We start from the raw sequence: 20,115 nt of genomic DNA, 5'->3' as shown, positions 1-20,115 counted from the left end.
GGAAAGAAGCGGCTGCCTTATTTTTTTAAAGTGAACGGGCGACGGCGAGAGGCGCGGGCAGTCAATGTCCGCAGGACGGCAGAGCAGCGTGTGCGGGCGTAGACCCGAGACGGGCGAGATCGAATCAGAATGCAAAAGAATCAGGAGATTACGCTGTCCGACGAGCATGGAGCGATCGCCATTGTCGGCATCGCGTGCCGCTTTCCGGGCGTGAGCGATGTCCAGGCATTCTGGCGTTTTCTGCTGGAAAGTCGCAGCGCTATCCGCCTGCTGTCCGACGACGCATTGCGTTGCGCCGGAGTGCCGCCGGAAGTTCTTGCCGATAGCGCTTATGTCAGGGCGAATGGCAGTCTTGATCATGCGCTCGATTTCGACGCCGCGTTTTTCGGCTATGCGCCCGAAGAAGCCGCTTTGCTGGATCCACAGCAGCGCATCTTTCTCGAAACCTGTTGGCATGCTCTTGAAGACGCCACGCTCGCGCACGATAAAGACCAGCGAATTGGCGTATATGGCGGCGTCGGCTTTAACACCTATCTTGTCACGCATTTGTCAAATGATCTGCGCAAATGGAGTGGACTCGATCGGTGGCGCGCCGGTATTGCCAATGACAAGGACACGGCCACTTCAAGAGTGGCTTATAAACTCGATTTAAATGGCCCGGCCGTCACGGTGCAAAGCGCCTGCTCGACGTCGCTGGTCGCCGTACATCTGGCGTGCCAGTCGATTCTCGACGGCGATTGCGATGTCGCATTGGCGGGCGGCGCGAGCGTTCATTTTCCGTTGCAGCAGGGCTATCGCCATTTCGCGGACGGCATTGAGGCGCGAGACGGCGTGTGCCGGCCATTCGCGCGCGATGCGGGCGGGACGGTTTTCAGCGATGGCGTCGGCGTGGTCGTGCTGCGGAGATGCGCGGACGCACGCGCGGCCGGCGACCGCATCTACGCGGTGATTCGCGGGTCGGCCGTCAACAACGACGGGGCCGACAAGGCGGGATACGCAGCGCCCGGCGAGCGCGGGCAGACCGAAGTAATTCGCATGGCGCACGCGGTGGCGGGCGTGAGCGGCGACGACATCGATTACGTCGAAGCGCATGGCACCGGCACGGTGGTCGGCGACCGCATCGAATTGCGCGCGCTCGATCAGGCGTTCGGCGCAGCCGGATCGTCCGGGCGGCGTTGCCTGCTCGGCTCGGTGAAGAGCAATCTTGGGCACACGGACAACGCGGCCGGCGTCGCCGGACTGATCAAGACTGCGTTGAGCCTGCATCACGGCGTGCTGCCGCCGACGTTGAATGTCTCCGGCGAAACCGCGGCCCTTCCGACCGACGGACGATTCGCGATTTGCGACCGAGTCGCGCCGTGGCCGCGCGGGACGCGTGCGCGGCTGGCTGGCGTCAGTTCGTTCGGCATCGGCGGCACGAATGCGCACGTCGTGCTGCAGGAAGCACCCGACACGAGTGGTGACGCGGTATGTACAGGTTGCAACGATGCGATGCAGGCGATGCCGCTCGTCGCGCCGCATGTCGATTCGCTGCAGCGTTACCTGGACGTGCTCGTCGAGGCGGCGCATGCTGCGCCATCGGCCGGATTACCGGACCTCGCCTACACGCTGCAACGCAGGCGCGGGCGGGGCCGTCATCGCGGCGTGTTGCTCGCGCGGCGCGATGGCGTGCGCGGCGATCTTTCCTGTCTGCGCACCGAGGGTGCCGAACCGGCGCCGGACGTCGCGCCGGGTGTGATCTGGGCGTTTGCCGGCGAATGCATGCCGTTCGCCGGCGCGGGCGCGACGTCCTATCGCAATGCGCCGGTGTTCGCGGCGAACCTCGACCGGCTGCTCGGCCGACTCGATGCACGCGTGGCGGCGCGGGTGCGGCAATGGTTGCTCGGCGGCCACGCGCAAGCGGCGGACGAGGCGCGCGTGCACGATGCGCGCAGTGCGTATCTGGCGACGTTCGTTCATGGCTACGCGCTGGCGCAGCATTACCTGGCATGCGGGGTGGCGCCGCGCGCGTTGCTGGGCGAAGGGATCGGCGAACTGATCGCCGCGGCCGTATCCGGGATGTTCTCGCCGGACGATGCGCTCGAACTGGCGCAGCGCTGCGCGAACCGGCTCGCGGCGACCTCGGCGGATGCCGATGGCGATGGCGATGGCGGGGCCGGCCGGCAAGGCGACGTTGACGAGGCGCACGCGCGGCGCGCGTCGTCGTCATGGGCCGCCGCCGCGCCTGCCGAGGGGCTGCTGGATGTCGAGACGGCTCATCCGGCGATTCCCGTCGCATCGTGCGTCACGGGCGGCTGGCTGACGCGGAACGACGCGCGTCAGCCGTCGCACTGGGCGATGCGCGCCCACGCGCCCGCGCGCTTGACAGACACAGTGCTGAGCACACTGTCCGGCGGCGCGGCGATTCTTCAACGGATCGGCGTCGGGACCGCGCCGGACTCGCCGTTTGCACGGTGCCTCGACGCGCTTTCCTCGTGTACGGTCATCGCGGATGGGTTCGACGAAGCGGCAGGCGTGCGTTCGCTAGCCGAGCTGTGGACGCGCGGCGTCGATGTCGACTGGACCCGGCTGCATCGGTCCCGTCCGCGTACGACGTCGGCGCCCGGCTATCCATTCAAGCGAACGACGCTGACGTATCAGGCGAAACCTGACGTGCCGCGCCCCGAAGCGGGCAAGAATGCGCATGTCGCGCATCTGCATTGGATGCGCGATTCGCGTCGCCGGGTTCCTGCTCGCGGTCCAGGCCGGATCCTGTGCGTCGCGGCGACGCCGTTGCCCGATACGTTGCGCGACAGTCTCACCGCGATCGGCGAGCTCGACGTATGGATGCATACGCCCGATGGCGTCGCGCACGATGCGCGCAGGGCCGCGTCGCAGTGCTTCGACTTCACGTCCGTCGCAGCGTGGCGGCGCGCGTGGGCCGGGCAAGCGGCAGCGAACGTTCCCGCGTCGCTGATCTATTTCGACGGTGCGGGTGCGACCGCGCTTGCGTTCGACACGTCGCTCGCCTGTGCGCTGGCATTCGCGAGCGCGATCGCGGCAGGGCCGACGGACGCGAAACAGGTGCTGCGCATTCACTGGATCTCGTCGGGACTGACTGACGCTGAAGGCGTGTCGCCGAGTGCCGACCGGGCCGCGGTGTGGGGACCGGCGCGCGTGCTGCCTCAGGAAACGTCGGGCGTCGTCTGCCGGGTGTACGACGTCGCGGGGAATTCCGACGGCATCGAACACGATGCGGGCTGGCGAACCGCCGCGGCCCTGATCGCGGCCGACGCGGACGCTGACGGCGCGTTCGCCGTCTTCGCCGTGCGCGGCGCGCGCGTGTACGCTCCGCGTATCGAAACCATGCCGGGAGGGTTCGACGAAGCGACCGCGATGCCCGCTCCGGTGTTGCGCACCGGCGGAACCTATCTGGTGACAGGCGGCGCGGGCGGAATCGGGCGAGCGCTGGCGGCATGGCTGGCAAGCGCCTATGGCGCGCGCGTACTCGTGTGCGGGCGACGCGCGCAGACGGCGCTCGACGATTGGCGCGCCTTTTGCGAACAGCATCCGTGCGTCGTCTACGTTCAGGCGGACGTCGAAAGCGACGCACAACTCGCGCGGCTGGGCGACGGGATCGACGGCGGGCTGCACGCAATTCACGGTGTCTTCCACTGCGCGGGCGCGAGCGGCGAAGGCGTGCTGCTGACCAAGGATCCCGACCAGGCCTGGCGACGCTGCGCGGCAAAAGTTCGCGGCGTGCAGGCGCTATGCCGGGTGTTCGCGCACGTGCCGCTCGATTTCATGGTGCTGGCCAGCTCGGTCAACGCCTGGCTGGGCGGCGTGGGGCAAGCCGAATACTGCTCGGCGAACGCGTATCTCGACGCGTTCGCACGAAGCCGTGCAGCCCCATGGCGTGTGCTGTCGATTGCCTGGGACACTTGGCTGGACACCGGCATGGCGCGCGCGTTGCGCGGCTGGTGCGGCGCGCGTCCCGCGTTGGTTGGCCGGTCCCGCGACGCCGGCAGCGTCGCTGCACACGTGGTCTTGCCGCGCGACGCATGGCTGTTGCGCGAACATCGGGTCGATGGTGTCGCGCTGTTGCCGGGAACCGCTCATATCGCACTGTTGCTGGGTGCGGCGCCGGACGCGGATCTGAGCGACGTCGCGCTGCTTGCGCCCGTGCTGGCGCCGGACGGCGCCGGGGTCGCGCTGTCGGTGTCGCGCGCCGATGCGTCCCGCAAGCTCGACGTCAGCAACGCGAGCGGCGCAGTGGTCTGCACGGCCGTTGCGACGCAGCCCGACGAGCCGATTCTGGCCGACGTTCCGGCGCGCTGGATCGCGGCCTGTTCGGACGGGCGTGCCGCGCCGTGCGCGGTCCGGCTTCCCGCGCGCCTGAGCGTCGGCCCGCGCTGGAGCTGCCTGGGCGAGGTTCGCCGGTGCGGCAGCCTCTATCGCGTCGAATTGCAGGTCGGCGCGCTGGACCGCGACTTCGACGAATGGCCCATGCATCCCGCGGTGATGGACGCCGCGCTGGCGCCGATCCAGTCATGCGCGGCTACGTTCTCCGTGCCGGTCGCATTCGGGCGGATTCGAGCGGTGGCATCGCTGGCCGCCGCGCGTTATAGCTACGTCGCGATTCGCGATGTGGCGCAAGCGTTCGTGCTCGCCGATGTCTGTGTGACGGATGCGCACGACGTGCCTTTGCTGGCGATGGCCGGCGTGCGTTTCGCCCCGCTCGACGAACGCGTGCTGCCCGCACTGGCGATCGCGGGCGATGCGCTTTCTCATGGGTTGCCGGCGTCGACAGCGCTCGCGTCACTCGAACGCCTCATCGACGGATGCGCGCTCGAAAATCCGATCGTTGCCGCAGCGCCGGTCGCCGATCTGGCGAACCGGGTCGAGCAGCGCGCGCAGCGATTCCGCACCCGCATCGCCGACCGGCCGAACGATGACGGACTCGCCGAAAGCGAGCGGGAGGCGATGCTCCGCGACATCGTCGCACGGCACCTCGGCCTCGAATCGGTCGCCGCCGACGCCAACTTCTTCGCGCTGGGCGGCGATTCGCTCAGCGGTCTGCTGGTGATCGAAAGCGCGCAAAAGGCCGGGTTCCGGATGTCGCTCGCCGATCTGTATCGCGCGCCCACGATCGCGCAGCTTGCCAGACTGAATGCGGCCGCGCCGCCCGCCGGTCCGGCGCGGCGCGCCGAGCCGTTCGCGCTGCTATCGGGCGACGATCGCCGGCGTGTGCCCGATGCGGCCGTCGATGCCTTTCCGCTGTCGGCGTTGCAGCAGGGCATCGTGTATTACCGGTCCCGTTACGGCGATGAGACGATCTACCGCGATGTGCTGTGGGCGGAACTCGAAAGCCGTGTGGCGTTCGAGCCCGCGCTGCTCGAACAGGCATGGTCGAGCTGCGTCGAACGGCATCCGGTACTTCGAACCGTTATCGACGCGTCGGGCTATAGCGAGCCGATGCAGATCGTCTATCCCGCGGGCGACGCGTCCGTGACCGTCGAGGCGCTGCACGGGCGGACCGTGCGCGAATGGCTGGCGGAACGGACGCCGGCTGCACGTCATCCGATCGGGCGGGCCGTCCATCTGTTCGCACTGCCCGCCGGCCCCGTCCTGCATGTGCTGCTGCTGCTGGATGACGCGCTGCTCGACGGCTGGAGCGCCACGTCGCTGCTGGCGGAACTGGTGGCGCACTACGGTCGCCTCCTCGATGGCGACGCGCCAGTCCGTCCCGCGCCACCTGCGCTCACCTTTCATGATTACGTGCGCCATGAACGCGACGTCGTGGCGCGCGACGACTCGCGCGCATTCTGGCGCGAACACCTGAAAGACTGCACGCCTAGCCGCGTGACGCGCGGCGCGCCGTCCGCGGGGGATCCGACGCCCGACATCGTGATCCGTGAAATGCCCTTCGGCGCGGCTGGTTCCGTCGACGCCGTGGCACGCGCGCATGGCGCGACGCCGAAGGTCGTGCTGCTCGCCGCCTATCTGAGAGCCCTGTCGCTCTGGTGCGGGACACTGGATGTCGTCGTCGGGCTGGAGACGCACACCCGCGTCGAGACCGATGGCGGCGCGGAGGTACTGGGCCTGCATCTGAACACGGTGCCGTTGCGTCATGTGTTTGCATCGATGCCGATTGGCGGCTATCTCGCGGCGCTGATGCGCACGGAGGCGCAGGTGATCGCGCACCGGCATCTGCCCTTGAGCGACATTCAGCGGCCCTGGTCCGTGGCGCTGTTCGACAACTGCTTCAACTACACGCACTTTCGCAAACTGCAGGCGATCGCCGACACCGGTGCGCTGGGCCGAGCGTTGCGGCTGCTCGGCTACTTCGGCGAAGAGAAGACCCACTATCCGTTCAAGCTGTGGGTGGACCGGGATGCCGCCACGGGTGCGTACCGGCTCTATCTGGCGTTTGATCACGCGCGCGTCGCGCCGGAGCAGGCCGACGCGTTCGCGTTGCAGTTCGACGCGATCCTGAGCGCGTTCGCGCGGACCCCGGACGCGGATGTGCTGACGATCGGCGTCGCACCGGTCACGCGGCTGGAGATGACGCCTTCGCGGCTGGCGGGCGCCCCGGTCGCCGTGCAGGAACTCGGCGACCTGTTTGAGCCGGCGTGGGCGGCACATGCCGCGCGGATCGCGCTACGCGAAGGCGACCGCGAGTACGCCTATCGCACGCTCGCCGCGTCGGTGCAGGTCATGGCCCGGCGCTTGCTGGATGCTGGCGACGCACGCGGCGCGATCGTCGCGATCATCGTGCCGCGCTCGTTTCGCTGGGTTGTGGCGCTGCTCGGCGTCATGAAGGCGGGCGCGACGGCGGTGCTGATCGACCCGCGGCTTCCCGCCGTGCGCATCGACGCAATGCTGCGTGCGAGCCAGCCCGCGTTCGTCATCGCGGACGAACTAGGGGCGGGCGGCGCGTTCCCGTCCGGGCGGCACGTTGCGCCGGTCGACGGCGTCTCGGACCCGGACCGGGTGGTCCTCGAACGCTGGCCGTCGGCAGGCGCGCTGCCGGCCTATCTGATCTTCACGTCCGGCAGCACGGGCGAGCCGAAGGGCGTCGTCGGCACGCGCGCCGGATTGAGCAACCGCATCGCGTGGCAACTGAAGCGTTATCCGCTCGAACCGGGCGATGTCTGCCTGGCGAAGACGGCGGCGAGCTTTGTCGACGTGTTCTGCGAAGTACTCGGTCCCTTGTGCGCGGGCGCGCAGCTGGTCCTGCCTGACGATGCCGAATGCCGCGATGCCGGGCGTATCGCCGATCTGTTGCAGCAGCACCGCGTCACGCATCTGGTCGTGGTGCCGACCCTGCTCGAATCCCTGCTGACGCAGTTCGAACTGCGCCCATCGCGACCCAGGCTGGCGCTGCGCCGCATTGCGGTGAGCGGCGAGCCGCTGACGCGTGGTCTCGCGCGACGCGTCCGCGCGCTGCTGCCCACGGTGCAATGCCTGAACCTGTATGGCAGCGCCGAGGTGGCGGCGGATGTCAGCGCTTTCGCACTGGATGCGTGCGCTGACTCCGACGATCCGGGACCGGGCGTTCCCGTCGGCGCGCCGCTCGACAACCTGTGCCTTCATGTCCTCGATGCGAACCTCGACCCGGTGCTGCCGGGAGGCGAGGGCGAGTTGTATGTGAGCGGCGCGGCGCTGGCGCACGGTTACCTCGGGCAGCCCGCGTTGACCGCCGAGCGCTTCATGCCGAATCCTTGGGCGCGCGAGCGCAGCGACAGCCGGCTGTTCCGCACCGGGGATCTCGCGCGGGTCGGCCCGCACGGCGTGGAGATCGTCGGCCGGCGTGACCGGCAGATCAAGGTGCGCGGCGTGCGCGTCGATCTCGACGGTGTCGAGGCATGTCTCGAACGCCTGCCGCGGGTACGGCGCGCCGCCGTGATCGAGCAGCACGGCGTGCTGATCGCTTTTCTGCAGTGTGCGCCGGAATGCGATCCCGATGCGTGGCGGCAGGCGCTGCGCGCGCAGTTGAGCGCGGAGGCGCGGCCCGCGCAGTTCTGGCGGCTCGAGCAGATGCCGCTTACGCCGACCGGCAAGATCGATCGCACGGCATTGCGCACGACGAACGCGCGCCGTCTCGAAAGCGCCGCCGCGACCTCGCTGGACGACGTGGAGGCGGCGCTGGCCGGCCTGTGGCGCGAACTGTTGCCGGACGCGGACGTCACGCGGGACAGTCGCTTCGACGAAGCCGGCGGTCATTCGCTGTTGCTGCTGCAACTGGGCGGCCTGATCGAGCGCAGGTTCGGTTGCCGGCTGAGCGTTGCGGAACTGCTGGCCGCGCCGACGTTGGCCGACGAGGCGCAACTGGTGCGCGCGCAACGAACCTCGGCGCCCGCCGCGACGCCGCTCGTCGGCAACCCGGCCGCGGAGGCTGTTCCGTTCGCGCCCACCCCGTTGCAGCAGGCGTACTGGATTGCGCGCCATCAGGCGGGATCCGATGGCGGCGGCAGCCATCTGTATCAGGAGTGGGAAATCGCGCGCCTCGACGCCGACCGGCTCACGCATGCGTGGAATCGGCTGATTGCGCGTCACGGCATGCTGCGTGCCCGGTTCGATGGCGACGGCCAGTTGTCGGTGCAGCCCGCGCGGCCGTATCGCATCGCTTGCCGGGACCTGCGCGACCTCGATCCGGCGCGCCAGGCGGCCGTGCTGCTGGAATGGCGCGAGCGGCACGCGTTTGCGCCGCTCCCGCTCGATGGCGGGCCGTTGTTTGATTTGCGCGTGTTCCGGCTCTCGGCCGAGATGGACATTCTCGTCGTCAAGGTGGACTTCCTGATCGCCGATGCGTGGAGCCTCGGCATACTCGCACGCGAATGTGCGACGCTCTATCGTGATCCGGATGCCGCACTGCCGGCGCTCGACATTTCATTCCGCGACGTACTCGAGCACCGGCGCCGGCATGCCGATCCGGCCATACGGGACGCGGCGCGACGATACTGGCGCGAACGGCTCGCGTCGTTGCCGGGAATGCCGGCATTGCCGGTGCGCAACGACGCCGATGCGCGTTTGCCGGTGGTCAGGCGGCGCGCGCTCACGCTCGATGCCGATGCGCAGCGGGCGCTTGCGGCGCTCGCCACCCGCGTCGGCGTGCCGGCGAGCAGCCTGTATCTCGCCGCTTACGTGGCGGTGCTGCAACGCTGGTCGGAGCGAAAGGCGTTTTCCATCACGCTCACCTGGTTCGACCGGCCGCCCGTTCACCCGCACGTCAATCGCGTGGCGGGGGATTTCACGTCGGTCCTGTGGCTCGAAATCGACGGCGCGTCCGCCGCGTCGTTCTTTGCGTTCGCGCGCGCGGTCCACGCGCGCCTGCTTGCGGACCTGGACCATCGCGACTATGGCGGCGTCGAAGTGGCCCGCGAAGCGCGGCACGCGTCGGCGACTCAGGACGCGATGCGCTATGTCTTTACGCATATCCCGGAACTCGACGGCGGCGCGGCGTCCTTCGCGTCGCTGGGCACGGAGCGCCACCGGATCACGCGCACGGCTGGCGTGTGGATCGACAACCAGGTGGTGGGCGAGGGCGGTCTGGTGCGCCTGCACTGGGACAGCGTCGATGAGCGGTTCGCGCCGGGCGTGATCGACGACATGTTCGCGGCCTACCGCGATCTGGTGATCGCGCTGACCGCCGCGCCGGACGAAGCGAACGCGCCGTCCGTCCGGCTGCCCGCCGCGCAACGCGCGCGCCGTCGCGCGACCGAACGCGAGAGCGAACCCGGCGAGGACTATCTGAGCCGGTTCGCGCGCCGATGCCGTGAGGCGCCCGATGCGGCGGCCGTCATTGCGTCGGACCGCACACTGACCTACGGCGCGCTGTGGACGCGCGCGACGCGGCTTGCCGCGCGCCTGACGCGCGAAGCCAACGGCACGACGTGCGTGGCGCTCCATATGGCGCCCGGCTGGCGCTATGCGGTAGCGGCGCTCGCCGTGCAACTGGCCGGTTTCGCGTACGTGCCGCTGTCGTTGCGCTGGCCGCGCGAGCGCGTGGCCAGCGTGATCGATCGGTACGGCATCCGGTATGCGTTCTCGGACGGCGCGGATCTGCCGTCGCGACCGGATCGGCCGGCGGTCCGGACGTTCCACGTTCCCGAGCGCGACGACGAGACCGATCTGGGCGAATTCCAGCCGGTCTTCGATTCCGCCGCGCTCGCGTACGTGATGTTCACGTCAGGTAGCAGCGGGGAGCCGAAGGGCGTCATGATGCGCCGCCACGCCGTGGCGAACACGCTGGACGACCTGCGCGCCCGCCTGCGCCTTGGCGCGGGCGACCGCGTGCTCGGTTTGTCCGATCCTGGCTTCGACCTGTCCGTGTTCGACCTGTTCGGCACGCTGTCGTCTGGCGCCACGCTGGTGATGCCGGATGCGTCGGCGCGCATGGATCCGGGGGCCTGGTGGGCGCTTTGCGTCGAACATCGGGTCACGATCTGGAACACCGCGCCCGCATTGTTCGAACTGCTCGTCGACTATGCGAAAGGCAAGACCGCGCGGATCGGCACGCTGCCGCTGCGCTGGGTGATGCTGAGCGGCGACTGGATCGCACTGCATCTGCCGGACGCGCTGCGCGAACTCGCGCCGGGCGCGCGCTTCCTGTCGCTCGGCGGCGCGACCGAGGCGGGCATCTGGTCGGTATCCTTTCCCGTGGCCACGGTGGCTCCCGACTGGACCCGAATCCCATACGGCATGCCGCTGCGCGGACAGCGCTGCGACATCGTGGACAGCTTTGGCCTGTCCTGTCCGGATGGCGTCGCCGGCGAATTGACGATCGCGGGCGCGAGCCTGAGCGACGGATACTGGCAGCGCGACGATCTGACCGCGCAGGCCTTCGTCGTCGACACGCCGACCGGCGAACGCCGCTACCGGACGGGCGACCTCGCGCGCTATCGGGCCGACGGCGTGATCGAACTGCTCGGACGCATCGATTCACAGGTCAAGATCGCCGGTCATCGGATCGAGTGCGCGGAGATCGAGCATGTGATCGGCGCGTGCGGCGGGGTGTCCCGCGCCGTCGTGGTGCCGGTCGCGGGCCGCGCGGGCGTGGTCGAACTGCACGCGGTATTGCAGGCCGACGACGCACTGTCGACGGAGCGCATCCGGCAGCATTGCGGCGAACGACTGCCGGCGTACATGGTGCCGCGGCATTGGCATCGCGACATGGCAATTCCGCTGAACGACAACGGCAAGCTCGATCGACGCGTCATGCGCGAACGCATCGAAGCGGCACTCATGGAGGCTGAATGACATGGCGCGATTCGCGCACGGGACGATTCATCGAACGCACGGCGCGCTGCGCCGCGCGGTGTACGCGAGCCTGCTCATCTGCGCGTCGCAGCCGGCGGTCGCGGACGATAACCGCTATCACGTGAAAGACTGCATGTCCTGTCACGACACGGCGGGCGGACACGACGGGGCGATGCCAGTCATTCTCGGGCAGAAAAAAGGCTATCTCGTCAGCCGGCTCGACGCGTTTCGCCACCCCGGCGCCGACGGCAGTCTCATGCCGCGTCTGATGCCGGCGTTCACGCCGCAAGAAATCGATCTGCTCGCGACGTATCTGGCGTCGCAGCGCTCCGGTTTGCTGCCGTCGACTGGCGCGGGTGCCGGCACCGCTGGCATCGGCTTTGCGCGTTATCAGCAGCATTGCGCCGTTTGCCATGAGCAGGCGGCCGACAGTCCGCTGCTGCGAGGGCAGGGCCGCGCGTACCTCGTTGGCGCGCTGCGCGATTTCGTCTACGGTCGCCGCGGCATGCCCGACAGGATGCGCGACAGCCTGAATGCGCTGTCGGCCGACGATCTGAATGCCGTGATCGGCTTTCTGACAACTTCTTCGAACAGGAAAAACCAGTGAAACGTCCGTCTGTTGCCTCCCGCTCGCCGCGCGCGCCGCGTCTCCTCGACTGGCTGTCGGCGCAGCGCTACCTGCAGGGTGTCGCGCTGAGCGCCGCGCTGTCCGGCGCGCCGCTTGCCGCGCTCGCCGCCGACAACCCACCGGACGGCCCCAGCCCGGCCTTCATCGGCGCGTCGACCTACGCCAAGATCATGTGCTCCGGTCTCTTCGTTGCCGGACTCGACGAACGGCAGATCCGCACGCAGGATCTGGCCGATCTGCCGCCGATCCCGGTGGAGATCGATCGCGACCGCCGCGTGGTCTCCGCGAGCCTGGGCCCGGTGAAGCGCACCGCCCGCTATCGGGACGGGCTGGGCTGCACGCTCGACAACGCGGTGTCCCCCGCGCTGACGCAGGCGGCGTCGCCGAAACCTTATCCGCAGGTGGACGAAGCCAGCGCGACCCATCCCGCGCCGCTCGCGGCCGCTCCGCTCCCGGCGCTGATCCCCGCGCTGGACCATGCGTTCGACGAGAACGATTCCGCGCTGCTGAAGAATACGCGCGCGGTGCTGGTCATGCATCGCGGCAGGATCGTCGCGGAGCGATATGCGCAGGGCGTCACGATGGATACGCCGCTGCCGGGTTATTCGATGGTGAAGGGCGTCGCCAATCTGCTGACCGGGACGCTCGTGCGGCGCGGGTGGTTGACGCTCGGGCAACAGGACCTTCGGCACGAATGGCGCGACGCGCCCGACGACGCGCGCCGTCAGATTTCCGTCGATCAACTGCTGCGCATGACGTCGGGACTCGCGTGGAGCGAAAGCTATCTCGGCACGCGCTCGGATCTGATGAAGATGCTGACCGCGGCGCACGATCCTGCGGCGTATGCGGCGGCCAAGCCGCTGGCCGCGCGCGAGGACGCCGCCGGTGCGCCGAAGCCGCTCCCGGACGCGCAGCGTTTCGAATCGGTGCTCGGCCCGGCGAAGAGTCTGACGCCCCGCGACGTTGCGCGGACGATGCTGCCCGGCGAGGCATGGCGCTACTCGGGCGGCTCGTATGAAATCCTGTCGGCCGTGCTTGCGGATTCGTTGCGCGCGCACCGGGAAGACCCGCTTGTCTATCCATATCGCGCGCTGCTTGGTCCGCTGGGCATGACGAGCGCGGTGCTGGAAGCGGCGCCGGACGGCAACTACATGCTGTCGTCGTTCATGCTCGCGACCGCCCGCGACTGGGGCCGGCTCGGCCAGTTCCTGCTCGATCAGTCGCGCAACAGCGCGCGCGCCAGCGAACTGCTGCCCGCGAATTGGCTGAAGGACAGCCTGCGCCCGACGCTTGCGCGGAACATGCCGATCGGCACGGAAGTCGGCGCCGGCTACTGGCTCAATTCCCTGGGTCCGGAGGTGCCGCACGGCGCGTTCTATCTCGGCGGCTTCCAGGGCCAGTTCGTGATCGTCGTTCCGGACCGGGATCTTGTCGTGGTGAGGTTGGGCGCGACCTCGGCGGACGGCAACTGGGTGGCCCGCAAAGTGCTGGAGGACATCGTGCCCCGCCTGGACTGATCCGGCGCATCGTCACCGATCGTATTCCGTCACCACTCGACACGTCATGAGAAAACCATGAAGACCCGCTTTGGCAACGCAATTCTGCTGCTGGCCGCGCTCGCCGGCGTTCCGGCCTGCGCACAAACCGTGATGGGCGCAGCCGGCTCAAACGCGCCCGTCGCTTCCATCGCCAGCATTTACGTGACGCCGGGCAAGCGCGCGCAATTCGAGGCACAGTACGAACAGCGCTACGCCGGCGCCATCGGGCGCACGGACGGCCTGCTCGAATCCTATCTCCTGGCGCCGCTCGCCGACGACAACGCAGCGCCCTTCAAGCACTTTACGATTTGGCGCGATCGGGCGTCCTACGACAAGTTCTTCGCGAAGGTGATGAGTGGCGAGCATCCGGTCGGTGCGAAAAGCAGCTATGGCGGCGAAGGCGACCTGTATACGCGGCGTCCGATTTACGAACTGTACGCGGTGCCCGTTCACCGCAACGCGGCGAGCACGGCGACCGCCGCCGGCGCGACGAACTGAGCGATGATGGACGCATTGCTTGCATCGCCGTCGGCCGGTTCGCCCATCGCCAGCGAAGGTTCCGATGGCGCGTCGCCGACCCTCGCGCAGATCCGGCAGATCGTCGAATCGGTGCTGGGCGTGGCCGTGCCCGACCGCGATACGAACATCATCGGCCTCGGCGCCAACTCGATGGAGCTGGTGCGCATCATCAACCGCATCGAGGACAGCACCGGCGTGCGCATCGGCTTCGACGCGCTGAATTTCTCGCCGTCCGTCGCGATGCTGGCGGCAAGCGTCGATGCGGCGCGAGGAGACGCGGTTGCGCCGCCGGCGCCTCCGGATGCGGCCGACATCGGCGGCGCGGACGAGCGGCGCGTCGGGCCGGTGATCGACGCGCTTCGCGACGACGCCGGTTGGCCGGTCGTGCGTCTCGCGGTCGATGCATCGGACAGTCCGTGCGCCGGCAGCGTCCGGACGTTTCGCGAGACGCCGTTGGAACTCGCGCGACTGGCGCGGCTGCTGGGCGTGCTCGCACAAACGGATGCGAACTCGCCGCGCCGCGCCGCCTACGCGTCGGCCGGCGCGCGCTATCCAGTGCAGGCCTATCTGTACGTCAAGGCTGGCGCCGTCGCGGGTCTGTCATGCGGCCTGTATTACTTCCATCCGACGCGCGGAGAGCTGTGGCTGCTGGCGCCCGATCTCGTGGTCGATGGCTCGCTGTACGACCCGTTGCTCAACGCGGAGATTCATCGGCAGGCCGCGTTTTCGATTCATCTGGTGTCGCGGCCGGCCGCCATCGAACCGATGTACGGCGCACGCGCGCGCGACTACAGCCTGCTCGAAGCGGGGGCGATGGCGCAGTTGCTGCGCATGCGCGCCCCGTCCTGCGGCATCGGCCTGTGCGCGATCGGCGATTTCGCGTTCGAGCCGGTGCGCGGCTGGTTCGAACTCGATGAGGGGCAGGCGTGCCTGCACACGCTGCTCGGAGGCTTGGCGCCGTGAATCACGCGCAGACGCGGGACGGCTATCCGCTTTCCGTCAACCAGCAACTGCTGTGGCGCTATCAGTCCATGTTTCCGGACGCGGCGACGTATGCGATGCTGGGCATTGCGCGTGCGCGTACGGTGCCGGACATCGCGTCGCTGCGGCGTGCGTATCGGCGCCTCGTCGAACGTCATGAGATTCTCCGGTGCCGGATCGGCGACGGAGCGAGTGGGCTCGCCGCGTATCCGCTCGACCTCGGGCGGATCGGGGACGACGATTTGTTGCCGCTCGAACCGGCGCAGGACTGGTCCAGCGAGCGCCTGGCGGCCTTCATCGACGCGCGCTTTGCACGCGCGCACGCCGTCGGCGACGTGGCGTTGTTTCGCTGCGTGGCGGTCCTTGCGTCCCGCGCGGCGGCAGACGGCCTGACGCTGAACGGCGCGCGGGTGTGCGCGCCGCTTGGCGATCCGGCGGCCGGGACAGTCGCGCTGCTCGTGTTCACCGCGCATCACGTCGTGGTGGATTTCCTGTCGTTTCCGCTGATTTTGCGAGAGCTGGACACGCACTACGCGGACGAGACCGCGGCTGCGTCGCGGACGCGGCGTGCCTTTCAGGCCGACGCGAATTTCCGGCGGCTCGCGACCTGGGAACGCGACTGGCTCGACAGCGCCGATGCGCGCGCGCGCGCCGACGCGTACGCGGTTCATCTGGTTCAGCCGGCAGAACTGCTGTCGTTCGGCGGCGCGCCCGCGGCGCGGCCCGCAAACCGAACCGAACGCGAATACCGCTTCGACTTGCCGAACACTGTCCGTGATGCGCTGACGGTCTGCGCGCGCACGCACGGCGTGACGCCATATGTGGCGATGCTGTCGGTGTTTCAACTGCTGCTGCACGTCCATTGCGCGTCGGACGACGTCAGCGTGGCCACGCCGGTTCATGGCCGAACCCGCGCATTCAGCCGGACGATCGGCTATTTCGCGAATGCGTTGCCGGTTCGCCAGCGCATCGACGCGCGCGACACCTTTGCCGATCTCCTGCTGCGCAATCGCGATGCGTTGCGCGGCGGACTGCGTGCCGCGCCGGTGCCGTTTCCCGCGCTGTGCGAACGCGCCGGTGTGCGCGAGCTGAGCCCCGGCATGACCGCATTCACGCAGGTCGGGCTGGTGTGGAATGTGATGCCGGAGCCGGATGCCGACGCATGGCTCGACACGCAGCATGTCGAACAGCATGGGACGCCATACGATCTGGCACTGACCGTCTACGTGCGGAGCGACGGGTGGACTTGCGGACTGAAGCACGACGCCGCGATGGTGCCCCGGCATTTCGTCGAACGGTGCGTCGCCGACCTGCCGCGTTTCGCGTTGCTGCTCGCCGGCGCGCCGGCGACGCCATGTGGTGAGCTTGCGTTCGTGCAGCCGCCGGACTGGCATTGCCGGGAACCGGTCGCGCCGGCGCCGCCGGCCGATTTCATCGAAGCCGCGTTGCGCGCGCATGCGCGCCGCGCGCCGGATGCGATCGCGCTGCGCGACGGCAAGCAGCGTCTGTCGCACGACGAATTGATGCGCGTCACGCATCGCATGGCCCTCGCGCTCAGGCAACTCGCGCCGGCGGGCGGTCCCGTCGGCATCCTGATGGAACGCGGCGTCGATGCCGCGCTGGCGGTGATCGCGGGATTCCGGGCCGGGATTGCCGTCGCGCCGCTGCATCCCGATCAATCCGCCGCCTGGCTGGCCCGCGCATGCCGGGATGCCGGCGTGCGCCACCTCGTGTGTTCGGCCGCGCATGCCGGACTGGCTGCGTCGATGCCGGCGCCGACGCTCGCTTATTCACGGTGGCGGACGCTGGCCGAGCAGGTCGGCGACGCCGCGCTGCCCAGCCCCGATCCGCTTGATACCGCGTATGTGATCCATACGTCGGGGTCGTCTGGCCTGCCCAAGGGCGTCGCGGTGAGCCGGAGCAGCCTGCAGCACCTGCTGGCTGCGAGCCGGTTCATGTTCGACGTCGCCGATGCGCACTGGACGCTCGCGCATCATCCGAGCTTCGATTTTTCGATGTGGGAGTTGTGGGGGCCGCTTGCTCACGGCGGCGCGCTGACCGTGCTCGGCGAGCGGGAAGCGGCCTCGCCCGATGCGCTGTACGACGCGCTCGTGCGCGACGGCATCACGCACATGGGACTGACGCCGGCCGCCTGCCGTCTGCTGCTGCCGATGCTGGAGCGGTGCGGCGTGCGGACCCTGAAGGTCGTGTGCGTCGGCGGCGCTGCGCTCGACGGTGCGCTCGTCAACCGGCTCGCGTTGCTCGGCGTCGACGCGTGGACCTTTTACGGCCCGACGGAAGCGACGGTCTGGGCCACGTGCGCGCGGCTGCGCGCCGACGACGAGGACGCGCGGATCGGTTATCCGCTCGCGGGCATGCGCGCCTATGTGCTCGACGAACGACTTCGGTGGGCGCCGGAGCATCAGACCGGCGAGCTCTATCTTGGCGGGCCGCAGCTGACGCGTTACCTGGGCGCGCCCGGCGCGACAGCCGCCGCGTTCGTGCCCGATCCGTGGCGGTCGGGCGAACGCATGTATCGCACCGGCGACCGCGTCCGCTATTCGCGCGACGGTGGATTGGTGTTCGTCGGACGGGCAGACCGGCAGGCCAAGATCAATGGCTATCGCGTCGAACTGGATGCCGTGTCGCATGCACTGTCGGCGTGTCCCGGGATCGCGCAGGTCGGCTGTGCGCATCTTCCGGATGACGGCGTTGGCGCACTGTATACGTCGTCGGATGGCCAACCGATTCCACTCGCGACGCTGGCCGGCTTCGCGCGCGAGACCTTGCCGCGTTATCTGCTGCCGATCCGTTTCGTTCATCGGCCGACGTTTCCGCTGACGCGCAACAGCAAGCCCGATCTCGATGCGATCCAGGCCGAACTGGAGTGCACGGCGGGTGCGTCGGCGTCCGATACCCCATCGCTTGACGAAGCCCGGTTGCGGGCGGATATCGTGCACGCGCTCGAAGAAGATCTGGGCCGCTCGAACGTGACCATCGACGCGAATTTTCACGAACTGGGCGCGACGTCGATCGTGCTGTCGAGGGTGTACGCGCGGCTCGCGCTGCGCGTTGCGACGCGCATCGAACTGGCCGATCTATACGCCTTTCCCACGGCCCGGCGGCTCGCGCACTGGCTCGCATCGGGCGAGCGCGACGCACCCACGCCGCAGGCGCGCGCGCCGTCCCAATGGCACACGCGGCGTTCACGGCTCGCACGGAACCGACCGGAATGATTGAGATGAACAGGAGCGGACACCATGTGCGGATTCGTCGTCGTCTGTCATCGTGAGGCGGCCGTGCCGATCGAGCGGATCGGCCACGCGCTCGACACGCTGCGCCATCGCGGTCCCGACGGTCGCGCGCTATGGTGCGCGGACGACGCGCGCAGCGCGATGGGATTCCACCGTCTCGCGCTGGTCGGGCCCGCTCACGAGATGCAGCCGTTTCACGCCGGCGACGTGCATGTCGTGGTCAACGGCGAACTGTACGGACACGCGGCGTTGCGGCGCGAGTTGACCGCGCGCGGCGCGCGGTTCTCGACGCAATCCGATTGCGAAGTGATGCTGCACGGCTACCGGCGCGACGGCATCGACTTCGTGCGGCGGCTGAACGGCGAATTCGCCGGCGTGATCTGGGACCAGCGCGCGCGGACGTTATACGCAGTGCGCGATCAATGGGGCGTGAAGCCGCTCTATTACCGCATCGACGGCGACGGCATCCGTCTCGCGTCCGAGATCAGGGCGCTGGCCGCGCTCGGCGCGTGCCTGCGCTGGAACCACGGCGCGCTGTTCCAGCATTGTTTCGCGTCGCTCGGACCGGCTCAGACCTTGTTCGACGGCATTCATCAGGTGCCGCCGGGTCATGTGCTCGAATGGGATGCGCAGGGTTGGCGCGTGACGCCCTACGAACCGGCGGCCGACGATGCGTTGCCGCGCGATCCGCGCGACCCCGTGCGCGCGCTGATGCCGGCGTTGCGCACGCGGCTCGACCATGCCGTGCGCGACCGGCTGGAGGGCGACGCACCGATTGCCTGCTATCTGAGCGGCGGCGTCGATTCCGCGACGCTTGCGGCGCTGGCGGTCCGCCACCGGCCCGACGGACTGGCGGCTTTCACCGTGGATTTCGGCACCCATGCCGACGATGCGGCCGGCGCGGCGGCGATCGCGTCGAGTCTCGGCATCCAGCATCAGGTCCTGCCGTTCGACGAACCGCAACTCGTCGCGCATTTCGAGGACGCGGTGCGGCACGCGGAGACCATCGGTTTCAATTTCATCGGGTCCGCGCGCTGGATGCTCGGCCGGGCGGTTGCCGCGAGCGGCTACAAGGCCGTGCTCGCAGGCGACGGCGCCGACGAACTGTTCGGCGGGTATGGTTTCTCCGTGATGGACGGCCTGTTCGGCGGCTCGCCGCGTCAGCGCGACCTGATTACGCACGTACTTGAGAGCGGTCGCGCGGCGCTCGCGGCGGAGCTTGGCCAGGCGCTACCGCTCTTCGGGCTGGACGTCGCGCGCCATGGCGCTATCGCGCCTTACCTCGTGACCAGTTGGAACTATCAGCGCAGCGGCATGCGCCTGCTGCTCGCGCAGCCGTTTCTCGAGCAGTTTCGCGAGTACAACCCATACGACATGCTGCTGGATGCGACGGGCGGCTTCGGCGACCCGTCGAGGTCAACCATGCGCCGGTCGCTGCAACTATGGCGCAAGTCGCTGTTTGTGAATCACATCCTGGTATCGGAGCGGCTGGACATGGCGCATGGACTCGAGACGCGCTATCCGTATCTGGACCATCGCGTCGCCGCCGTCGCGGATGCGTTGCCGGATGCGTGGCTCGCCGACGATGCGCGCGACAAGCGTTTTCTCAGGACCGCGGTCGTGTCGTTGACGCCCGAGTGCGCGCGCCGCGCGCCTAAGCGGCCGTTCGAGGCGCCGCCGATCTCGGCGCGGCGAAGCGGCGCGTTCCAGCGCTACTGGCAGGACGTGCTGCATAGCGACGTGGCGCGGCACTCATCGATCTTCGACCATCGACGGCTGCTGTGGCTGGACAGCCTGCTGCCGTCGCTGTCCAGAAAATCGCAGGAACGGGTCGACAGCTTTTTGATGATGGCGCTCAGCTTCTTCGCGTTGCAGCGCTGTTTCGGCGTGGCCGGCTGAGGGACGGACCGGGGACCGCGCAGCCGCCGCGTCGTTGTGCCATGGCGGACGGCGA

General features: G+C 68.8%; 7 protein-coding genes. All 7 read left to right on the top strand.

Annotation, left to right across the window (positions count from 1 at the left end; genetic code table 11):
- The first annotated feature begins 129 nt into the window (after positions 1–129).
- Genes AQ611_RS10090 through asnB form a run of 7 tightly spaced genes read left to right on the top strand, consistent with a single transcriptional unit; the run spans position 130 to position 20,060 of the window.
- Positions 130–11,241: a non-ribosomal peptide synthetase gene (locus tag AQ611_RS10090; protein ID WP_069234418.1), complete on the top strand. Its 11,112-nt coding sequence runs from the start codon at positions 130–132 to the stop codon at positions 11,239–11,241.
- Between the two features lies 1 nt (position 11,242).
- The gene (locus AQ611_RS10085) at positions 11,243–11,848 is read left to right on the top strand and encodes a c-type cytochrome (RefSeq protein ID WP_069234417.1); all 606 of its coding nucleotides are present in this window, start codon (positions 11,243–11,245) and stop codon (positions 11,846–11,848) included.
- Positions 11,845–13,386 carry a serine hydrolase domain-containing protein gene (locus tag AQ611_RS10080; RefSeq protein ID WP_069234416.1) on the top strand — a complete coding sequence of 514 codons (1,542 nt, stop codon included), beginning with the start codon at positions 11,845–11,847 and terminating at the stop codon, positions 13,384–13,386. Before AQ611_RS10085 ends, AQ611_RS10080 begins: the two co-directional genes overlap by 4 nt.
- A 57-nt stretch (positions 13,387–13,443) precedes the next feature.
- A complete protein-coding gene (locus AQ611_RS10075) occupies positions 13,444–13,905 on the top strand; it encodes an antibiotic biosynthesis monooxygenase family protein (protein ID WP_069234415.1) in 462 nt (153 codons plus the stop codon).
- 3 nt (positions 13,906–13,908) lie between these two features.
- Positions 13,909–14,889 carry a nitroreductase family protein gene (locus AQ611_RS10070; protein WP_231935807.1) on the top strand — a complete coding sequence of 327 codons (981 nt, stop codon included), beginning with the start codon at positions 13,909–13,911 and terminating at the stop codon, positions 14,887–14,889.
- Entirely contained in the window at positions 14,886–18,143 is a 3,258-nt protein-coding gene (locus AQ611_RS10065; protein WP_069234413.1) for a non-ribosomal peptide synthetase, read from the top strand. Before AQ611_RS10070 ends, AQ611_RS10065 begins: the two co-directional genes overlap by 4 nt.
- 24 nt (positions 18,144–18,167) lie before the next feature.
- On the top strand, positions 18,168–20,060 hold the full coding sequence (gene asnB, locus AQ611_RS10060) for an asparagine synthase (glutamine-hydrolyzing) (protein WP_069234412.1): 1,893 nt from the start codon (positions 18,168–18,170) through the stop codon (positions 20,058–20,060).
- Positions 20,061–20,115 lie beyond the last annotated feature (55 nt).

The organism is Burkholderia singularis (assembly GCF_001718875.1).
Lineage (GTDB): Bacteria > Pseudomonadota > Gammaproteobacteria > Burkholderiales > Burkholderiaceae > Burkholderia > Burkholderia singularis.
This window is presented reverse-complemented; position numbering and strand designations above follow the sequence as displayed.